Genomic DNA, 15,852 nt, shown 5'->3' with positions numbered 1-15,852 from the left:
ACGAAGGACTCAAGCCTGTCGATATCAAAACCCTTGTGTATCCGGGCTTTCCGACTGACCTTCAGCAGCCGATGACGGCGCTGTTAACAAAAGCGCGCAGCTCGTACGGTCCGCCGGCCGCGACAGATCCGTCCTCGACGCCCTGTCCGGCGAGGCCGACCCCGCGGGCAGGCTGGGCTTCGCGGTGGCCGACCTCACCCGCGACGCCGGGTGGGAGGCGGCCCTCGAAGGCGTCGACCACGTCCTGCACGTCGCCTCTCCTCTCGGCCTCTTCGCCGGCGCCGACCCGGACGTCATGATCAGCGCGGCCCGCGACGGCACCCCGCGCGTCCAGCGCGCCGCGACGGCTGTCGGCGTCAAGCGGGTCGTGATGACCTCCGCGGCCAACGCCGCGAGTACGCCAGCGAAGGCGTCACCGACGAGAGCCTGTGGACCGACTCCGACGACCCCACGTTGATTCCCCACCGCCGCTCGAAGTCCCTCGCCGAGCGTGCCGCCTGGGACGTCCGTCCGCGCGCGATGGAGTCACCGGCCGCGCCCGGTCAACGCTTCCTCGCGACCGGCGAGTTGATGTGGATGCGGGAGATGGCCGGCATCCTGCGTGACGGACTGGGCGACGACGGCCGGCGCGTGCCCACCCGGCAGCTCCCCGACGCCGTCGTTCGCTTCATGGCCCGGTTCCGGGACCCCGCGCTGCGGGAGATCACTCCCGCTCCGGGCCGTCGCAATCGGCACAGCACCGAAAAGGCGAGGACGCTGCTCGGCTGGCGGCCCCGCCCGCCCCGGGAGACCGTCCTCGACTGCGCCGAGAGTCTCCTCGCCCATGGAGTGGTCGGACGCGGCCAGGGCCTGTCCGGCGGAATCATCCGTACTCTGGAATCGTGCCGCGGGGCGAGGGGCGGTCACTGGCCCGCGACTCCGCTCCCGGGCGGGGCAGCGGCATCTTGTCGGACACGTCTCTGATGGCGGGGCCGAGTGTCGGATCGGACCAGCATGCGTGCCAGGTCGGTGCTCTCAGGGAGGCTGTCGACGGGCAGGGGCTGCAGGGCGAGAGCGCCCTCGTGCAGCACGAGCAGTCGGGCGGCGAGGGTGGCCGGGTGCGAGCAGCCCGCCGTGGCGGCGAGTTCCTCGAACAGGTTCAACAGCCAGAGCTTCTGGGCCGCGGCGACACGGTGTGCGGGATGCGAGGGGTCCGGGAGTTCCGCCAGTGCGTTGATGAACGCGCATCCGCGGGTGTTGGTCTCGCTCCAGGTCCGCAGTGCTTCGAAGGGTGCGGTGACGGCCTCGGCGGGGGTGGCGCTGGCGTCGACGGCGGCTCGTACGAGTGACCGCCAGCGTTGGTCGCGTTCCGTGAGACAGGCCGCCACAAGGTGGTCCTTCGACCCGAACTGGTTGTACAGGGTCCGCTTGGTGACTCCTGAGTGCTCGGCGATGAGATCCACGCCGACCGCGGTGATTCCTCGGCTGTAGAACAACTCCTCGGCGGCCGCCACGATGCGGCGGCCGGCGGGCGTCATGGGCCGCGCCTCCTGCACGACGCACCCCTTCACTGATCGGTGTACGGTGGAAGATGTTCACAGATCAGTATACCTGCGGGGAGGTCGAGCGATGAGTGCGTCCCAGTCCATGCGCGCGGTGCGCATCACCGGGCACGGAGGACCGGAGGTCCTCGAGCTGACGGAAGTTGCCGTTCCTGCCCCGCGGGCAGGAGAAGTGCTGGTCCAGGTCAGCGCGGTGGCCCTGAACAACACCGACCTGTGGACCCGGGAGGGCGCCTACGGCCGTCCGGGAGACCCGAAGGCGCCGTCGGGCTGGCGCGGCCCGATCGACTTCCCGCGTATCCAGGGCGCCGACGTGGCCGGGCGGGTCGTGGCGGTCGGGACCGGTGTGGAGGGGAGCCTCGTCGGACGCCGCGTGGTCGTCGACCCCGCGATATACGACACCGAGGGACCGGATGCCCACCCGGTGGGCCTGATGGGAAGCGAACGCGACGGCGGATACGCCGAGTACGTGACCGCGCCGGTGGAGCGAGTGCATGACGCGACGGAATCCCCGCTCACGGACGACCAGCTCGCGACGTTGCCGACCGCCTACGGCACGGCGCTGGGCATGATCGAGCGAGGCCGGCTACGGAAGGGAGAAACCGTGCTGGTCTCCGGAGCGTCCGGCGGCGTCGGCCTCGCGCTGGTGCAGATCGCCCGGGCGCGCGGCGCGCGGGTCCTCGCCATCAGCAGCGGACCCAAGATCGATGCGGTGCGTGCGGCAGGCGCGCACGAGGTCGTCGACCGCGCGGGAGACGTTGCCGGGCAGGTCCGCGCTGCCGCCCCGGAGGGCATCGACGTCGCACTCGACGTCGTGGCCGGCGAACTGGTGGGTGAAGGACTGCCGCTGCTGCGGGAGGGGGGCCGGTGGGTCATCGCCGGCGCACTCGGTGGCTACGAGGTGTCCTTCGACGTGCGCCGTCTCTACCTGCACAACGCGCAGGTCATCGGGTCCGCGATGCATACGCCCGCGCACTTCGGCCTTCTCATGGACCTGGCTCGCCGGGCCGAGGTCCAGCCCGTCGTCGCCGCGGCCTTCCCCCTGGAGCAGGCCGCTCGGGCGCAGGAAGAACTCTCCCGCAGGGGACACGTGGGAAAGATCGTCATGCACCCCTGACCTCCCTCGGACGGATCACGGGAAAGGCGGACGCTAGTCCTGGAGGACTTCCACGGTTCGCAGGCGCGCTGCGTCCTGGCCCGGGGGTGCGCCGAACATTCGCCGGTATTCACGGCTGAACTGCGAGGGGCTTTCGTACCCCACGGCGTAGCTGATCGCGGCCACGTCGTGCGGTGACGCCATGAGCTGGATGCGGGCCTTTTGCAGCCGGAGCTGTTTTTGGTATTGCAGCGGACTCATCGCGGTCACGGCCCGGAAGTGCCGATTGAGTGAGGAGACACTCAATCCGACTTCGTCGGCGAGGTCGTCGACGCGCATCACCTGGTCGTAATGCGTCTTGATCCACGCGATGGCGCGGGCCACGAGGGTCGTGCGACTGTCGGCCAGGCCGACCTGTCTGATCAGCGCCCCCTGGGGGCCGTTCAGCAGTCGCCAGTGGATCTCGCGCCGGAGGCCGGGCGCCAGCACCGGGATGTCACGTGGCTCGTCGAGCAGGCGCAGCAGCCGGACGACGGCGTCCAGCAGTCTGTCGTCGGCGTCGCTGGTCGCGACACCCGGCCCGGCGTGCGGACGGAGGGTGGTGGGGCCGGCTTCCAGCAGCAGTTGCGCGATGATCGCGGGCTGCAGGGGAAGCCCGAACGCGAGATACGGCTCGGTGGGTGTGGCGCGGGTGATCTGCGAGGTCAGGGGCAGGTCGACGGTCGCGACGAGGTACTGGCCCGCCTGGTAGTCGAAGATGCGGTCACCGAGAGCGGAGCGCTTCGCCCCCTGAGCCGTCAGGGCGATCATGGGCTCGGTGACCGTGCCCAGCGGCTCGGTCACACGGTCGGTCGAGAAGACCGCCATCTGATGGACCCAGACCGGGCGGGGGCTGCCCGCGGCCAGTCGTGTGATCCGGCGCCGGATCTCCTTGAGGTGATGCACCACGCCAGGAAACCACGTGGGCGTGACCGGGGCCAGCACGATGCGGGCGAGGTTGCGCGGATCGTGCAATGTTCCGCGCGCATCGGTCTAGGGAGCCACTGTGCGGCGGGGTCGAATGGAGAGGTACCCGGGACGGCCGCCACAGCGTCCGTCCTCGCACCATTCCCGCTGATGAGGTCGCACCATGTCGCTCGATTCCTACGTGACGCTCGGACGTTCCGGACTGCGTGTCAGTCCGTTCACGTTGGGCACGATGACTTTCGGGGAGGATCACGGATGGGGCAGCAGCCCGGGGGAGTCCAAGGACATTCTCTCGGCGTATCTCGATCGTGGCGGCAACTCCATCGACACGGCCAACATCTACACCAACGGTCACTCCGAAAAGATCATCGGTGACTACTTCGCCGGCCGGCCCGGACTGCGCGACCGGGTGGTGATCGGCACGAAGTTCTTCGGCAACCTGTACGAGAACGACCCCAACGGCGGCGGACCGGGCCGTAAGGCGGTCGTGCAACAGCTGGAGAACTCCCTTCGGCGTCTGCAGACCGACTACGTCGACATCTACTGGCTGCACAACTTCGACCCGTCCACACCGACCGAGGAGACGCTCCGCGCGATGGACGACCTGGTCGCCGACGGCAAGGTCCGCTACGTCGGGTTCTCCGACGTGCCGGCGTGGGCGACGGCGGAGGCGGCCACCGTCGCGCGGTTCCGCGGGTGGTCCCCGATCATCGCCGTGCAGTTGGAGTACTCCCTGCTCGAACGCACCTCGGAGGGGGAGTTGATCCCCATGGCCCAGGCCTTGGGCATGGGAGTGATGCCCTGGGGGCCGCTGAAGAGCGGCTTCTTGTCCGGCAAGTACTCCAGCACCAGCACGGGGCCGGTCGACACCGCACGGACACAACTGGTCGGCGCCCCGAGCGAGGCCGACTACGTCGTGATCGACGCGCTCAACGCCGTCGCCCGCGAGGTGGGCGCCGGCCCCGCCGCAGTGGCGCTGGCCTGGGTGCAGGGCAGGCCCGGGGTCACCTCCACCCTGGTGGGCGCACGCCGTCTGGCCCAGTTCGAGGCCAACCTGGGGGCCCTCGACGTGACCCTGACCGAGGGCCAGCGCGAGGCCCTGGACGAGGTCTCCACCCCCGCGCTGAACTTCCCGGCCGAGAACAACAGGACGTTGGCCCCGATGATCCAGTTCGGCGGGGCCACCGTCGACGGTCGCCCTTCGATGGTCTCCCCGCTTCTGCGAGTCAGCAGCACCCGCTACTGAACGCCCCCTCACGCAGCGAAGTCCACTACAGGCAACAAGGAAAGGGACAAACATGTCACTGCAGTTCGCCGGCAAGACCGCCCTGGTCACCGGGGGCGGATCCGGTATCGGCCGGGCGACGGCACTGGCGCTCGCGGCCGAGGGCGCGCTGGTCACGGTCTCGGGTCGTACGGAGGAGACTCTGAAGGAGACGGTGCGTCTGGTCGAGGCCGCCGGCGGCTCCGCCCGCCACTTCGTGGCCGACGTGTCCGACGAGTCCATGGTGGAAGCGACGGTCCGAGCAGCCGTCGGGGACACCGGCCGGCTCGACTTCGCCGTGAACAACGCGGGCTACGACGGCGAGTTCCAGCTCACCACGGACTACTCGACCGAGATGCTGGACCGGATGATCGCCGTCAACATACGCGGTGTGTTCCTGTCGATGAAGTACGAGCTGAGGCAGATGGTGGCGCAGGGCCACGGGTCAGTGGTGAACATGTCCTCGGGCGCGGGGCTGGTGGGTGTGCCCGGGTTCTCCGGTTACACGGCCACGAAGGCGGCCGAGATCGGGATGACCAAGAGTACGGCCCTTGAGGTCGCACCGCACGGTATCCGCGTCAACGCGCTGTGCCCCGGCCTGGTGGACACACCGATGATCGCGACGATGGACCCGAACGAGGAACCCATGAAGTCGATCATCGCTGCCCATCCCCTGGGGCGGATAGCCGACGCCAAGGAGATCGCTGACGCCGTTGTCTGGTTCTGCTCGGACAAGGCCGGTTTCATCACGGGCGCGGCGCTGCCGATCGACGGCGGGTACTCGGTGCCGTAGCACGCGGCGGCGTACGTCGCAGCCGTGGCCGCGGTGGTCGAGGAGCCGGGCCGCACCGCGACGGGACACACGACCGTCACGAGCCGTCTTCCTGGGGAGGTCGTCGTCTCGTGGACTGCCGGCTGTGGGGGTGGGCCTCCGGCGTGAGTGCCGCCCGAAGAGCGTGCAGGAGCTCGGAGTTGGAGGTCGAGCGGTCACGGTCGCGGGCGGCGACTCCGAGAAGCAGACAATCCGTCATGAGCAGTGAGCTGAAGGCCTCCGCCGTGTAGCCGGTGGCCGAGTGGACGGCAGGCAGCGAGACGTCGACGCGTCCCGCCAGAGCCGGTCCGAGCGAGTCCGTGACGAGGACGGTCTTGGCTCCCGCAGACTGGGCGTGATCGATGACCACGCCCAGTTCCCTTGTCAGGCGGGCCGGTGCGTACCCGTCCATGAGCAGGCATGACCCCTATGAACACCCACCTGTCCGGAGTCTCGACGAGACGCATGCCGACCGCCGCGGTGCTCGCCACGGCGGTGGCACTCGTGGCCGGCTGCAGCGGTGCTGCTGGAGAAGGAGCCCGACTCGTTCGACCTCGATCTCCAGGCCAGCAACCAGGCGCGCACGGTGATGGCGAACGTGTGTGAGCGCCTGTTCCAGATCGGCCCCGACCTCACCAGCGTCCCGCAGGTCGTCTTCCGCTGGGCGACGGACAGCACGCCCGTCACAGCTTCACCACCGGCGAGGCGGACGGATCCTACGTCACCTCGTCCACCGGGCCGGTGGTGGCGCTGAGGAAACAGCAGGGCGTGAACGTCTACTTCGGCCCGAGTACTGCACTCCGGGCGGTCACACCGGTGCGGATCAGGTGACGAGGCCGGGCGCCTGCCTCGGCTGCCAGGCGGCGACCAGGTCCAGCAGCCCGGGGAAGCGGTCGTCGAGGTCGTCGATGCGGACATGACTGCGCCGCTCCAGCCCGTACTGCCGCTGCCGGATCAGCCCTGCGTCCCGCAGCGCCCGGAAGTGATGTGTCAGCGACGACTTGGGTCGGTCCAGCCCGAACCAGCCGCAGGTGTGGTCGAAGCCCTCGGCCCGCAGCAGCAGTGTCTGCACGATCCCCATCCGCAGCGGATCGCTGAGTGCCCCCATGACCACCTCCAGCCGCAGCTCTTCACGGCTCGGCTCCGGCAGCGGATCCGGGAGGCCGGCGGGGGCGGGGAAGGGGCCGGCGAAACGAGTCACCTCGGCGGGCGGAGTCATCGGCCATCACCTCACGGGAATCCGCAGCCATCAGTACGGGTTGAATCGTACAGCCTTCTCTGTTCGACTTCACTCGTACTGATGGTTCGAGTTTTCTCGTACATTCTGCCTGGAGCAACCATGGGATGTCAGCAACCCGCCCCGACGCTCGCGCCGGTCGTCCGACAGCCGCCCGGCTCCGCCGACGCCGCGGCCGACGCGCCACCTCGCCGAGCGGTCTGGCTGTCGGCCTGGCCGGTGACGGCCGTTTTCATCCTGTCCAACACGGCCACCCCGCTGTACGTGCTCTGGCAGGACAGGCTCGGGTTCTCCTCAGGGCTGCTGACCGTCGTCTTCGCCTTCTACATCGTCGGCCTGCTGGGCGCCCTGCTCGTGGCGGGCGTCGCCTCCGACCGTCTGGGGCGCAAGCCGATCCTGCTGCCCGCCCTGGCCCTCGGAGTCGTGGCCAGCCTGCTGTTCGCGACCGCCGAATCCGTCGTCGCACTGGCCGCGGCCCGACTGCTCAGCGGCATAGCAGTGGGTGCGATCGTGTCCGCCGGCATGGCCGCCGTCACCGACGTCGCCGGGCCCGCGCGCAAGCGGCTCGCCGCCCTGCTCGCCTCGGCCGCCATGGTCCTGGGCGCCGGCCTGGGTCCGCTCCTGGCCGGAGTCCTGTCCCAGACCCTGCCAGCGCCGACCGTCACCGCGTTCCTCGTGGAGATCGTGCTGCTGGGCCTGGCCGTGCTCGTCGTGTGGCGCATGCCGCTGAGGCGGCCGGACGGCACGCACACCGGATCGTGGATCCGGGTGCCCGCGGTTCCCCGCCCCCAGCGCACTCAGCTGATGATGGGAATCGCCGTCTTCGCACCCGGCATCACCTCCACGTCCTTCGTGCTGTCCCTCGGCCCGTCACTGCTGGCCGACGTCCTGGACACCTCCAGCCGCGTCGTCGCAGGGGCCGTCGCCTTCGTGATGTTCGGCGCCGCCACCGCCGTCCAGTTCGCCGTCCAGCGTCTGCGAGTACGCACCATCCTGCTCGTCGGGGCCGGCCTCATCGTGGCGGGCATGGCCCTCCTCGCGGCGGCCGTCCTCCTCTCCTCCGCACCCCTGCTGGCCGTCGCCGCCGTCTCGGCCGGCGCGGGGCAAGGTTTGGGGCAACTGGGGGGCCTCACCCTCATCAGCACGAGCGTCCCGGCAGGACGCCTGGCCGAGGCGAACGCCGCGCTGAGCGTCGGCGGCTACGTCCCCGCCGGGCTGCTGCCGGTCGGCACCGGTTACCTCAGCGACGCCATCGGCCTTTCCACCGCCACCGCGGCCTTCACCGTCGTGGTCGCCGCCGCGGCGGCCGCGGGGGCCATGTACGTGGCGACCCGCCGCCAGACCACCCTCTGACCGGCACGTCTCCCCGGAGCGCGGGGGTCGGGCACGATCGGCATCCATCCAACGAGGTGGGCCGCGCGCAGGACCTGGCCAGGATGGGACAACTGATCGCGGCCGCGTGCGAGGATGCTGCCGTGCTGGAGGAGATCGAGGCGGTGGACTGGGGCGCGATACCGGGTCATCCCGACTGGTACGAACCGGATCGTGTCGCCCGTGGCCTACGGGTACTTTCCGGTGCGGCGAACCGGGTACAGGCGGCGGAGGCCGGCTCGCTGCTCGCCGGTGGAGGAATTGTCCATGGCCACAGCGCCGCGGTGTTCCCAGCGGCCGTGCTCGCGACCCCGCTGCTTCTCGACATCGCGCGGGAGGGTCACCCCGCGGCGCGGGACACCGCATTGGGTCTGATCGACGAGGCTCTGTCGTGCTACCCACATGCCGGATACACGCGGCTGAAGGCTGCTGACGGCACCGGGATTCCCCTCTGCTGTGCCATCGCCCACCATCTCCGAGCTCGCACCGAGTTCCTCGCGGGGTCGGGCAGGAGGGGCACGTCCTTGCTGGCCGACGCCGCGGCGCACTGGCGCTTCGAGATCCGCGAGTGCGTCCCCGAAGGGGACGACACCGCAGCCTTCGGCATCTTGTCAGGCCACTTCTCCGAGGGTGTGCACGCGGCGGAAATGCATCACGGCGGTGTCATCACTTCGCTGAGCGAACTCACTCACGAATACCGGCCCGCGGAGGGCTCTCTCGAAGCGTGTCTACGGGTGATCGCCCGGCATCCCGGCGAACTGCCCCCAGGCGCTGTGCTGTTCCCAGCGGAGTGCGGTGACCGCGTGCATTGACTGATCATCTGGCGCTTCAAGGACCTTCCGACGCGGTGCGGACAATGACAGGGGGAGAGAGCGGTGGACAAGAAGGAACGGCTGCTTCACGCCTCGTCGTTCGGCGCGGCGGCGGGCGCGTACGCCGAGCACCCGCTTCAGTGAGCGCGCCGAGTCGCCCCAGCCGTCGAGTCGGCGGACCGGGCGTTGTCAGTGCCCTGCGCCAAGATGACCGACATGACGATTCTTCCCGCCGATACGGCGCAGTTCAGCCTGTCCAGCCGCGCCGGCTACGAGGCCGCGCTCCAGACCCTGCGCGATGCGTCGAGGGCCTACTACGGCGACGGCGACAGTTCGCTGGACGACGCCTCCTACGACCGGCTCCGGCTGGAGGCGCTGGCGTGGGAGGCGGAGCATCCAGGTGACGTGGCACCGGATTCGCCCACCAGCCGGGTCGGTGACGGGGCCGCTCCGGTCGGCGACGTCGCACACACCAGCCGGCTGCTCAGCCTGGACAACGTCTTCGACCCCGAGGGTCTGGTGGCCTGGGGCGCTTCGCTTCAGCGTCGCCTCAGCCGTGTCCCGGCCGGGGGCTTCACCGTCGAGCCCAAGATGGACGGCGCGGCCGTGGCCGCCAGGTACCGCAACGGACGGCTCGTGCAGATCATCACCCGCGGCGACGGCGCCCACGGCGAGGACGTCAGCCACGTCATCGGCCAGATAACCGGCCTGCCCGAGGAGTTGCCGGTTCCCGCCACCTTCGAGGTGCGTGGTGAGGTCCTGTTCACCCAGGAGCAGTTCGAGGTCGCCAACGCGGTCCGCACCGCCCACGGCGCGCAGGCGTTCGCCAACCCCCGCAACGGCACGGCCGGCACTCTGCGGGCCAAGGACCGCCCGTACCGGCTGGAGATGACGTTCTGGGCCTACGGCGCTGCCGAACTGGACGGGGAGCCGTTCCTGCCAGTCGCCGGCACCCACGCCGAGGTCCTGGCCGCGGTCGCCGAGGCCGGAGTCCAGACGACCGCGGCCACTCCGGCCGGACTGCACGTGGTGGCCACGCTCACCGAGGCACAGCAGAAGATCGACCACGTCGCCGCGCTGCGCCCGAGTCTGCCCTTCGGCATAGACGGCGTCGTCGTCAAGGTCAACGACGCCGGCGAGCAGGCGACCGCAGGGTTCGGCAGCCGGTTCCCGTACTGGGCGATCGCCTTCAAGCTCCCGGCCGTCGAGCGGCAGACCGTCCTCGAGGACGTGGTGTGGGAGGTGGGCAGAACCGGAGTCCTCGCCCCGACCGCCGTGCTCGCGCCGATCGAGATCGACGGGACGACCGTCACCCGGGCCACCCTGCACAACCCCGCCGACATCCGCCGCCGCGACCTCCACCTGGGTGACACGGTCACGGTCTACAAGGCGGGCGACATCATTCCGCGTGTCCAGGTTGCCGTCGTACAGCTCCGCCCCGCCGGCGCCCAAGAGGTGCCACTGCCCACGGTGTGCCCCAACTGCGGCGGTGAGATCGACAAGAGACAGGAGCGGTGGCGGTGCGCGAAGGGCACGACCTGTGCGCTGCCCGCACTGATCGAGTACGCCGCCGGACGCGAGATGCTCGACATCGACGGCCTGGGCAAGACGTACGTCAGGGCACTGGTGGACTCCGGCGCCGTGAAGGACGTCGCCGATCTGTTCACCCTGTCCCCGGATCAGCTCACGGCCGCCGCAGGCAGTGCCAAGCGGGCCGCCAAGCTCGCCGAGCAGATCGAGGCGGCGGGCACTCGCCCGCTGAGCCGTGTCTTGTGCGCCCTCGGCGTCCTGGGCACGGGGCGCAGCATGTCCCGCCGGATCGCCAGACACTTCGGCACGATGGACGCCATCCGTCAGGCCGACGTCACAGCCATGCAGGCCGTCGACGGCATCGGTCCCGAGAAGGCCCCGGTCATTGTCGAGCAGGTCGCCGCCCTTGCCCTGGTCATCGACAAGCTGGCAGCGGCGGGCGTGAACATGAGCGAGCCCGAGGAGCAGACGTCGGCGACCCACCACGGGCCGCTCGCCGACAAGGTCGTGGTGGTGACCGGCAAGATGGCGGGGCCGCTGGAGGGCCTGGGGCGCGAGACGGTGAACGCACTGATCGAGAAAGCGGGCGGGCGCGCCGGAAGCAGTGTGAGTGCCAAGACGTCGATTCTGGTCGCTGCGCCCTCCGCGAGTGGCAAGCCCAGTTCGAAGGCCGTCAAGGCCCAGGAGCTCGGGGTCGAGGTCCTCTCACCCGAGGAGTTCGCCGAATTGGTGGCTGACTTCCTCAGCTGAGCGCCGCGGCGGCCCGACTCCGCTGCGGCGGTCCCGTCACTTACGCCACTCGCCAAACGCGTCCGGGACGCGCAGACCGGGACAAGCTGGCGCGACGAGAGACGTATAAAGGCCGCCGGAACCCCGCCCGGCGCCGGCGAAAGCGCCCGCGGCCGTGCGGCGTCGTGGGCAACCCGGCCGTCTCCTTCCCTCGGTGAACGTGCCGGGCCGACGGCAGTACTCGCACGGACAGCCGGAGCGCAGGCGCTGTCGGTGCGATCCAGGCCGCCGGGTGCGGGGCAGCGTACAAGCAGGCGTGCCGCCAGGAAGTCTGTGACGGTTGTTGGCGACGGCACGGTAGATGCCGTGTGCGAACCAGCGCACCGGCGCCAGCTGCAACAGCGCTCCCACAACGCCCCAGGCGCCACGTGCGCTCGCCAGGAGTTTGGCCACCGCTTGTGCGCCCCCGTGCACTGTTCCGTCCGGAGTGACCCACAGTGCCTCGTACTCGGCGCGCCGGCGGGTGACGCCCAGCGCGTCCAGTCGCGCCCACTGCCAGGCTGTGATCTCGCAGCGAGGTCTGATCCACTTTTGCGCGAAGGACACGGAGGTCGTACAGAATCCGCAGTCGCCGTCGTAGACGAGTAGAGGTCGCGTCCGCATGACTTCCATGGTGCCGCGTCTTTGTGCGCGATGCCGAGGTCCACGTCAGGGTCACTCAGCCCGGGCTCTTGCCGGCAGCCCCAGCCGCGCCCTGACCACCCGAGATGATGTGCGAGCTTAAATCCTGTCTAGTGACTATTGTCCTTTTTGTAGAGCGGGCACAGGCGACAAACCGACGTTTCGTCGTCGACGGGAGGTGACTGCTGCGTGGCGGTGGCGCGACTGGCCGCTGACCGATCGGCCTCCGCGCCGGCGGGACGGGGGCGCATGAGGGCAGCCCCTGTGGTGACGGCCGAGGTGCTTCGGGGGCATCGCCGCCCAGGCCCTGTCCCCGGCCCGGACCCCTTGGTCTCGGAAGGTCGGTGAAGAGGCGTGCAGCCTGTCGCCGCGGGTTCAGGGCCGGAGTGGGAGGAACTCACCACCCTGTTCCGCGACCTCGTGCGGGAAGCCGCGCCCTCCGGCGGCATGCTGTTCCTCCTGCCGTCGCGGGAGCCGGTGCTGCAGCTGTCCATGTTGTACGGGATGTCCTGGCACATCGCCGCTCCGTGGGCGCGGATCAGGGTGGAGGAGGCGATCCCGGCGGCGGAAGCCTTGCGGGACCGGCGCCTGGTCTGGGTCGGGACCCCGGATCAGCTCGCCATGCACTACCCGAGGCTCGCCCTCGTGGTGCCGGAGCACGCCGTGGCGGCCGGGCCGATCGTCACCGGTGACGTCGTACGGGGTGTGGTCTGTCTGCTGTGGCCCCCCTCGCATCCCGCCCGTCTCGCACGGGGCGAGCGCGAGGCGATCGACACCTTCTGTCACCGGGCGGGACTGCTGCTGCGGTCCGCTGCCGAGAGCGGTCACCCGGTGATGCCCGGCTCCCGTCCGCAGGTGGTGGAACCGGTCCGCCCGCCCCCGCCTGGCACGGCCGAAGCCATGGCCGCGTACGACTTCGCCGCCCGCCTGCCAGGGGCCATGTCACTGGACCTGGAAGGCCGGACCACCTTCCTCAGCCATGCGGCGGCCGAACTGCTCGGAGTGGACGCAGCCGACTTGCTGGGCGTCCGTCCATGGGAACACCTGAAATGGCCCGGTGAGCCCACCTTCGAGGACCGGTTCCGCGCCGCGGTCATCAGTCACCGGCCCGCGCACTTCACCGTCGTGCGCCCGCCGGATCGCCGGCTCTCCTTCCGGCTCTATCCCGACGCCTCCGGGGTCAGCGTGCACCTCACGCCAGTGCCGTCCGAACCGTCCCGTGAGCCGGAGCGCCCTGTCCGGCCGTCCGCCGCGCCGGGCGGGGCCACGACGCTCTACCACCTGATGCATCTGGCGGCGACCCTGACCGAGACGGTGGGGGTGGACGACGTTACCGAAAGGGTCGCCGACCAGCTCGTTCCCGCATTCGGCGCCTCGGGCCTGGTCCTCATGACGGTGGAGGAGGGGAGGCTCAGGGTCGTCGGCCACCGAGGATACGATCCGGCTTTCCTGGCCCCTTTCGACGGCGAGTCGCTGACCTCCGACGCGCCGCCCGCGCGAGCGCTGACCCGGCTGCAGCCCGCCTTCTTCACCGATTTCGGGGAGTTCCGGGCCGCCCATCCGGACGCCGTCCGCTACGGGGACAGGGACGCATGGGCCTTCCTCCCCCTGGCCATCCGTGGCCGCCCCGTAGGCCTGCTGGTCCTGTCCTACAACAAGGCCCAACGCTTCTTGCCACCTGAACGGAACGTGCTGGTCTCAGTGGCCGGTCTGGTCGCCCAGGCCCTGGACAGGGCCCGGCTGTACGACGCCAAGCAGCGCCTCGCACATGCGCTGCAAAGGGACCTGCTGCCGCGGGACCTTCCCGACATCCCTGGGCTACGCGTCACCGCCCGATATCTGTCCGCCGGGCACGGCATGGACATCGGAGGCGACTTCTACGACCTGATCCGCTGCGACGCCACCAGTGCCGCGGCGGTCATCGGCGACGTCCAGGGCCACAACGTCCAGGCGGCGGCCCTCATGGGCCAGCTGCGCACCGCCGTCCACGCCCACGCGGCCGCGGGCACCAGTCCCGGTGAACTCATGGCCCGTACGAATCGGCTCATGTGCGACCTGAATCCAGGACTGTTCGCCAGCTGCCTGTACGTCCACCTTGACCTGGCGCGGCACCGGGCCGCACTCGCCACAGCCGGACACCCGCCGCCCCTGCTGCGCCGCCCGGACGGCGGCACCGAGATCCTCCCGGTACCCACGGGTCTGCTGCTCGGCATCACCCGGGACGCCGACTACGCCACCATGGACATTCCGCTGCCCCCGGGCACGACCCTCGCCCTCTACACCGACGGCCTCGTAGAAGCCCCCGGTACCGACATCGACGACGCCATCGCCGAGCTCGCCCGTCAGCTCGCCCGGTCCTGCACCGACGACATCGACGCCCTCACCGACGCCCTCCTGCGGCACGCTCTGCGGGGCATTCCCCGCACCGACGACATCGCCATGCTGGTGATGCACACCACGGTGGGACCGGCGATCCCCGGCCGCGGGCCCTGAGCCGGCCCGGCAGGAAAGGGCCCGCTCAAGGGGCGCCGGACCGGCTGGGCGGTGCGGACGGTGCCGCGGTCGCCCTGCCCTGGGTGGGAGACCGGATGATCGACTCGAAGGCCCGATGGAGGGCTGTTACTGACGAAGCGATCGAAGGCCTGTACGAACCTCGTCGACGAAGTACTCGGGTTGCTCCCAGGCGGCGAAGTGGCCGCCCTTGGGGAGCTTGTCCCGGGGCCACCCGTGCCGCGGTGCTGCGGCGGCCGGCCGGACCGGCAACGAGGTGCGTGCCTGGCTTGACCGCCGTTGTCGTGGAGGGGAGTCACTGCTTCAGGGCGGACATGAGCGCACGCATGTCGTTGATCATGGCTGTCCGGTGTTCGGATACGTCAGGGGTGTCAGGGGCATCGGCCGAGGTGTCGGTGGCGTCTTCACCGTGGTAGCTGACCATGGCCGACAGGCTCAGCGAGAGGACGGCGCCACCGTCCAGCACCCGCAACTCCGTGTTGTTGATGTCCGAGGTAATCAGATAGGCCTTGTCACCGAGGTCCCTGACGGTCTCCACTTCCTCGTCAGCGACGATACCGAGGCCCGTCACTCGTCTCCCCGCCTCGAACTCGGCACTGGGGTCGACTTTCTTGTGCAAGGCGACATTGACGCCGACGCTGTAGTCGATGGACCAGCCCTCGCCGGCAGCCTTGATCTGTGATTCAGGGCGCAGAAATATGAAGCACTGAACATGATCGAGGTCGGGATGCTTCGAAATTTTTGCGGTCAGGACGTCGGTACGGGTCCCGGATGAGATATCCGCGGCGAGCGAGCTCAGTTGCAGGGACCGGCAGGCGCCTTCAGTGAGCTGGTAGCCGCGCGTGTCCGGCTCCGGAATCCCGAGTTCGAACCGGAACACCGCCATCGACCAGAAGACCGACGTTGCCGCCGCGCCGCCGATTGCCCACAGCCAAGGCCTGCGTGAACGGCTGCGTTCAGTTGCCTCCCTGCCGAAGCCACCGACCACTTGATGAGACGCGAAGCCCTTGACCTCTCCTTCTGTCTCCGGCTCAGAAATCATGGCGTCCCTCACGGGTCTCGTGTCAGTACAGAAGGGGAGCCGACCCTGGTCGCGCCGGGTAAGCGGAAGCCCGGACAGAGCCTACGTGGTCACTGACACCGCTGGGGGACACAGGAGTTGAGGACGTGGTCCGCGCGACCACGGGCGGGGTTACCGCCGCCGGTCCGTCCGTCGCACGCGGCGGTGGCGCACGTACCGGCGTGTCCGCTGCGGCCAACGCCGCGATCCAAGCCGCCCCTTCCGCCCGGCGCAGTTGTGACA

General features: G+C 69.8%; 14 protein-coding genes and 1 pseudogene. 9 read left to right on the top strand and 6 right to left on the bottom strand.

From position 1 onward, the window contains the following. The first annotated feature begins 184 nt into the window (after positions 1 to 184). Positions 185 to 457 carry a hypothetical protein gene (locus tag AB0O67_RS12820; protein ID WP_365449143.1) on the top strand — a complete coding sequence of 91 codons (273 nt, stop codon included), beginning with the start codon at positions 185 to 187 and terminating at the stop codon, positions 455 to 457. A 445-nt stretch (positions 458 to 902) separates the two neighbouring features. Here the strand turns inward: AB0O67_RS12820 and AB0O67_RS12815 are convergent, their stop codons facing one another. Continuing rightward, complete coding sequence (locus AB0O67_RS12815; protein ID WP_365449141.1) at positions 903 to 1,517, bottom strand: helix-turn-helix domain-containing protein; 615 nt, start codon at positions 1,515 to 1,517, stop codon at positions 903 to 905. A 91-nt stretch (positions 1,518 to 1,608) separates the two neighbouring features. On the opposite strand from AB0O67_RS12815, the gene AB0O67_RS12810 reads away from it, so the two are divergent. After that, complete coding sequence (locus tag AB0O67_RS12810) at positions 1,609 to 2,658, top strand: zinc-binding dehydrogenase (protein ID WP_365449139.1); 1,050 nt, start codon at positions 1,609 to 1,611, stop codon at positions 2,656 to 2,658. 33 nt (positions 2,659 to 2,691) lie between these two features. Here AB0O67_RS12810 and AB0O67_RS12805 read toward each other — a convergent pair whose 3' ends face one another. Further along, entirely contained in the window at positions 2,692 to 3,582 is an 891-nt protein-coding gene (locus AB0O67_RS12805) for an AraC family transcriptional regulator (protein ID WP_365449137.1), read from the bottom strand. 253 nt (positions 3,583 to 3,835) lie between these two features. Between AB0O67_RS12805 and AB0O67_RS12800 the strand changes: the two genes are divergently transcribed. After that, positions 3,836 to 4,849 (top strand): aldo/keto reductase, encoded by a 1,014-nt coding sequence (locus tag AB0O67_RS12800; RefSeq protein WP_365449135.1) that lies wholly within the window; start codon positions 3,836 to 3,838, stop codon positions 4,847 to 4,849. A gap of 52 nt (positions 4,850 to 4,901) precedes the next feature. Beyond that, positions 4,902 to 5,660 carry a glucose 1-dehydrogenase gene (locus AB0O67_RS12795; RefSeq protein WP_365449133.1) on the top strand — a complete coding sequence of 253 codons (759 nt, stop codon included), beginning with the start codon at positions 4,902 to 4,904 and terminating at the stop codon, positions 5,658 to 5,660. Between the two features lie 76 nt (positions 5,661 to 5,736). Here the strand turns inward: AB0O67_RS12795 and AB0O67_RS12790 are convergent, their stop codons facing one another. Further along, a complete protein-coding gene (locus AB0O67_RS12790) occupies positions 5,737 to 6,048 on the bottom strand; it encodes a hypothetical protein (RefSeq protein WP_365449131.1) in 312 nt (103 codons plus the stop codon). Between the two features lie 150 nt (positions 6,049 to 6,198). Between AB0O67_RS12790 and AB0O67_RS12785 the strand changes: the two genes are divergently transcribed. After that, positions 6,199 to 6,432, top strand: a complete 234-nt coding sequence (locus AB0O67_RS12785) for a hypothetical protein (RefSeq protein WP_365449129.1) — start codon at positions 6,199 to 6,201, stop codon at positions 6,430 to 6,432. Between the two features lie 69 nt (positions 6,433 to 6,501). On the opposite strand, the gene AB0O67_RS12780 is transcribed toward AB0O67_RS12785, so the two are convergent. Beyond that, a complete protein-coding gene (locus tag AB0O67_RS12780; protein WP_365449127.1) occupies positions 6,502 to 6,897 on the bottom strand; it encodes an ArsR family transcriptional regulator in 396 nt (131 codons plus the stop codon). A 120-nt stretch (positions 6,898 to 7,017) separates the two neighbouring features. On the opposite strand from AB0O67_RS12780, the gene AB0O67_RS12775 reads away from it, so the two are divergent. The 3 genes from AB0O67_RS12775 to ligA all read left to right on the top strand — a co-directional run bounded on the left by AB0O67_RS12775 (position 7,018) and on the right by ligA (position 11,378). Further along, on the top strand, positions 7,018 to 8,268 hold the full coding sequence (locus tag AB0O67_RS12775) for an MFS transporter (protein ID WP_365449125.1): 1,251 nt from the start codon (positions 7,018 to 7,020) through the stop codon (positions 8,266 to 8,268). A gap of 83 nt (positions 8,269 to 8,351) precedes the next feature. Continuing rightward, entirely contained in the window at positions 8,352 to 9,098 is a 747-nt protein-coding gene (locus AB0O67_RS12770; protein ID WP_365449123.1) for a hypothetical protein, read from the top strand. Between the two features lie 216 nt (positions 9,099 to 9,314). Beyond that, complete coding sequence (gene ligA, locus AB0O67_RS12765; RefSeq protein WP_365449121.1) at positions 9,315 to 11,378, top strand: NAD-dependent DNA ligase LigA; 2,064 nt, start codon at positions 9,315 to 9,317, stop codon at positions 11,376 to 11,378. A 264-nt stretch (positions 11,379 to 11,642) separates the two neighbouring features. On the opposite strand, the pseudogene AB0O67_RS12760 reads toward ligA, so the two are convergent. Further along, positions 11,643 to 12,020, bottom strand: a pseudogene (locus AB0O67_RS12760) (DUF393 domain-containing protein); the annotation flags it as partial. A gap of 372 nt (positions 12,021 to 12,392) precedes the next feature. Here AB0O67_RS12760 and AB0O67_RS12755 point away from each other — a divergent pair. Next, positions 12,393 to 14,531, top strand: coding sequence for a SpoIIE family protein phosphatase (locus tag AB0O67_RS12755; protein ID WP_365449119.1), 2,139 nt, complete (start codon positions 12,393 to 12,395; stop codon positions 14,529 to 14,531). Positions 14,532 to 14,844: 313 nt separating this feature from the next. Here AB0O67_RS12755 and AB0O67_RS12750 read toward each other — a convergent pair whose 3' ends face one another. Next, positions 14,845 to 15,591, bottom strand: a complete 747-nt coding sequence (locus tag AB0O67_RS12750) for a hypothetical protein (protein ID WP_365449117.1) — start codon at positions 15,589 to 15,591, stop codon at positions 14,845 to 14,847. Between the last annotated feature and the right edge of the window lie 261 nt (positions 15,592 to 15,852).

The sequence above is a fragment of the Streptomyces sp. NPDC086077 genome (assembly GCF_040686175.1).
Lineage (GTDB): Bacteria > Actinomycetota > Actinomycetes > Streptomycetales > Streptomycetaceae > Streptomyces.
This window is presented reverse-complemented; position numbering and strand designations above follow the sequence as displayed.

Bases quoted from the DNA above. Each gene is read 5' to 3' on its own strand.
- ligA (WP_365449121.1), top strand. From the start codon at position 9,315: ATGACGATTCTTCCCGCCGATACGGCGCAGTTCAGCCTGTCCAGCCGC.
- AB0O67_RS12815 (WP_365449141.1), bottom strand. From the start codon at position 1,517: ATGACGCCCGCCGGCCGCCGCATCGTGGCGGCCGCCGAGGAGTTGTTC.
- AB0O67_RS12775 (WP_365449125.1), top strand. From the start codon at position 7,018: ATGGGATGTCAGCAACCCGCCCCGACGCTCGCGCCGGTCGTCCGACAG.
- AB0O67_RS12800 (WP_365449135.1), top strand. From the start codon at position 3,836: ATGACTTTCGGGGAGGATCACGGATGGGGCAGCAGCCCGGGGGAGTCC.
- AB0O67_RS12770 (WP_365449123.1), top strand. From the start codon at position 8,352: ATGGGACAACTGATCGCGGCCGCGTGCGAGGATGCTGCCGTGCTGGAG.
- AB0O67_RS12810 (WP_365449139.1), top strand. From the start codon at position 1,609: ATGAGTGCGTCCCAGTCCATGCGCGCGGTGCGCATCACCGGGCACGGA.
- AB0O67_RS12795 (WP_365449133.1), top strand. From the start codon at position 4,902: ATGTCACTGCAGTTCGCCGGCAAGACCGCCCTGGTCACCGGGGGCGGA.
- AB0O67_RS12750 (WP_365449117.1), bottom strand. From the start codon at position 15,591: ATGATTTCTGAGCCGGAGACAGAAGGAGAGGTCAAGGGCTTCGCGTCT.
- AB0O67_RS12780 (WP_365449127.1), bottom strand. From the start codon at position 6,897: ATGACTCCGCCCGCCGAGGTGACTCGTTTCGCCGGCCCCTTCCCCGCC.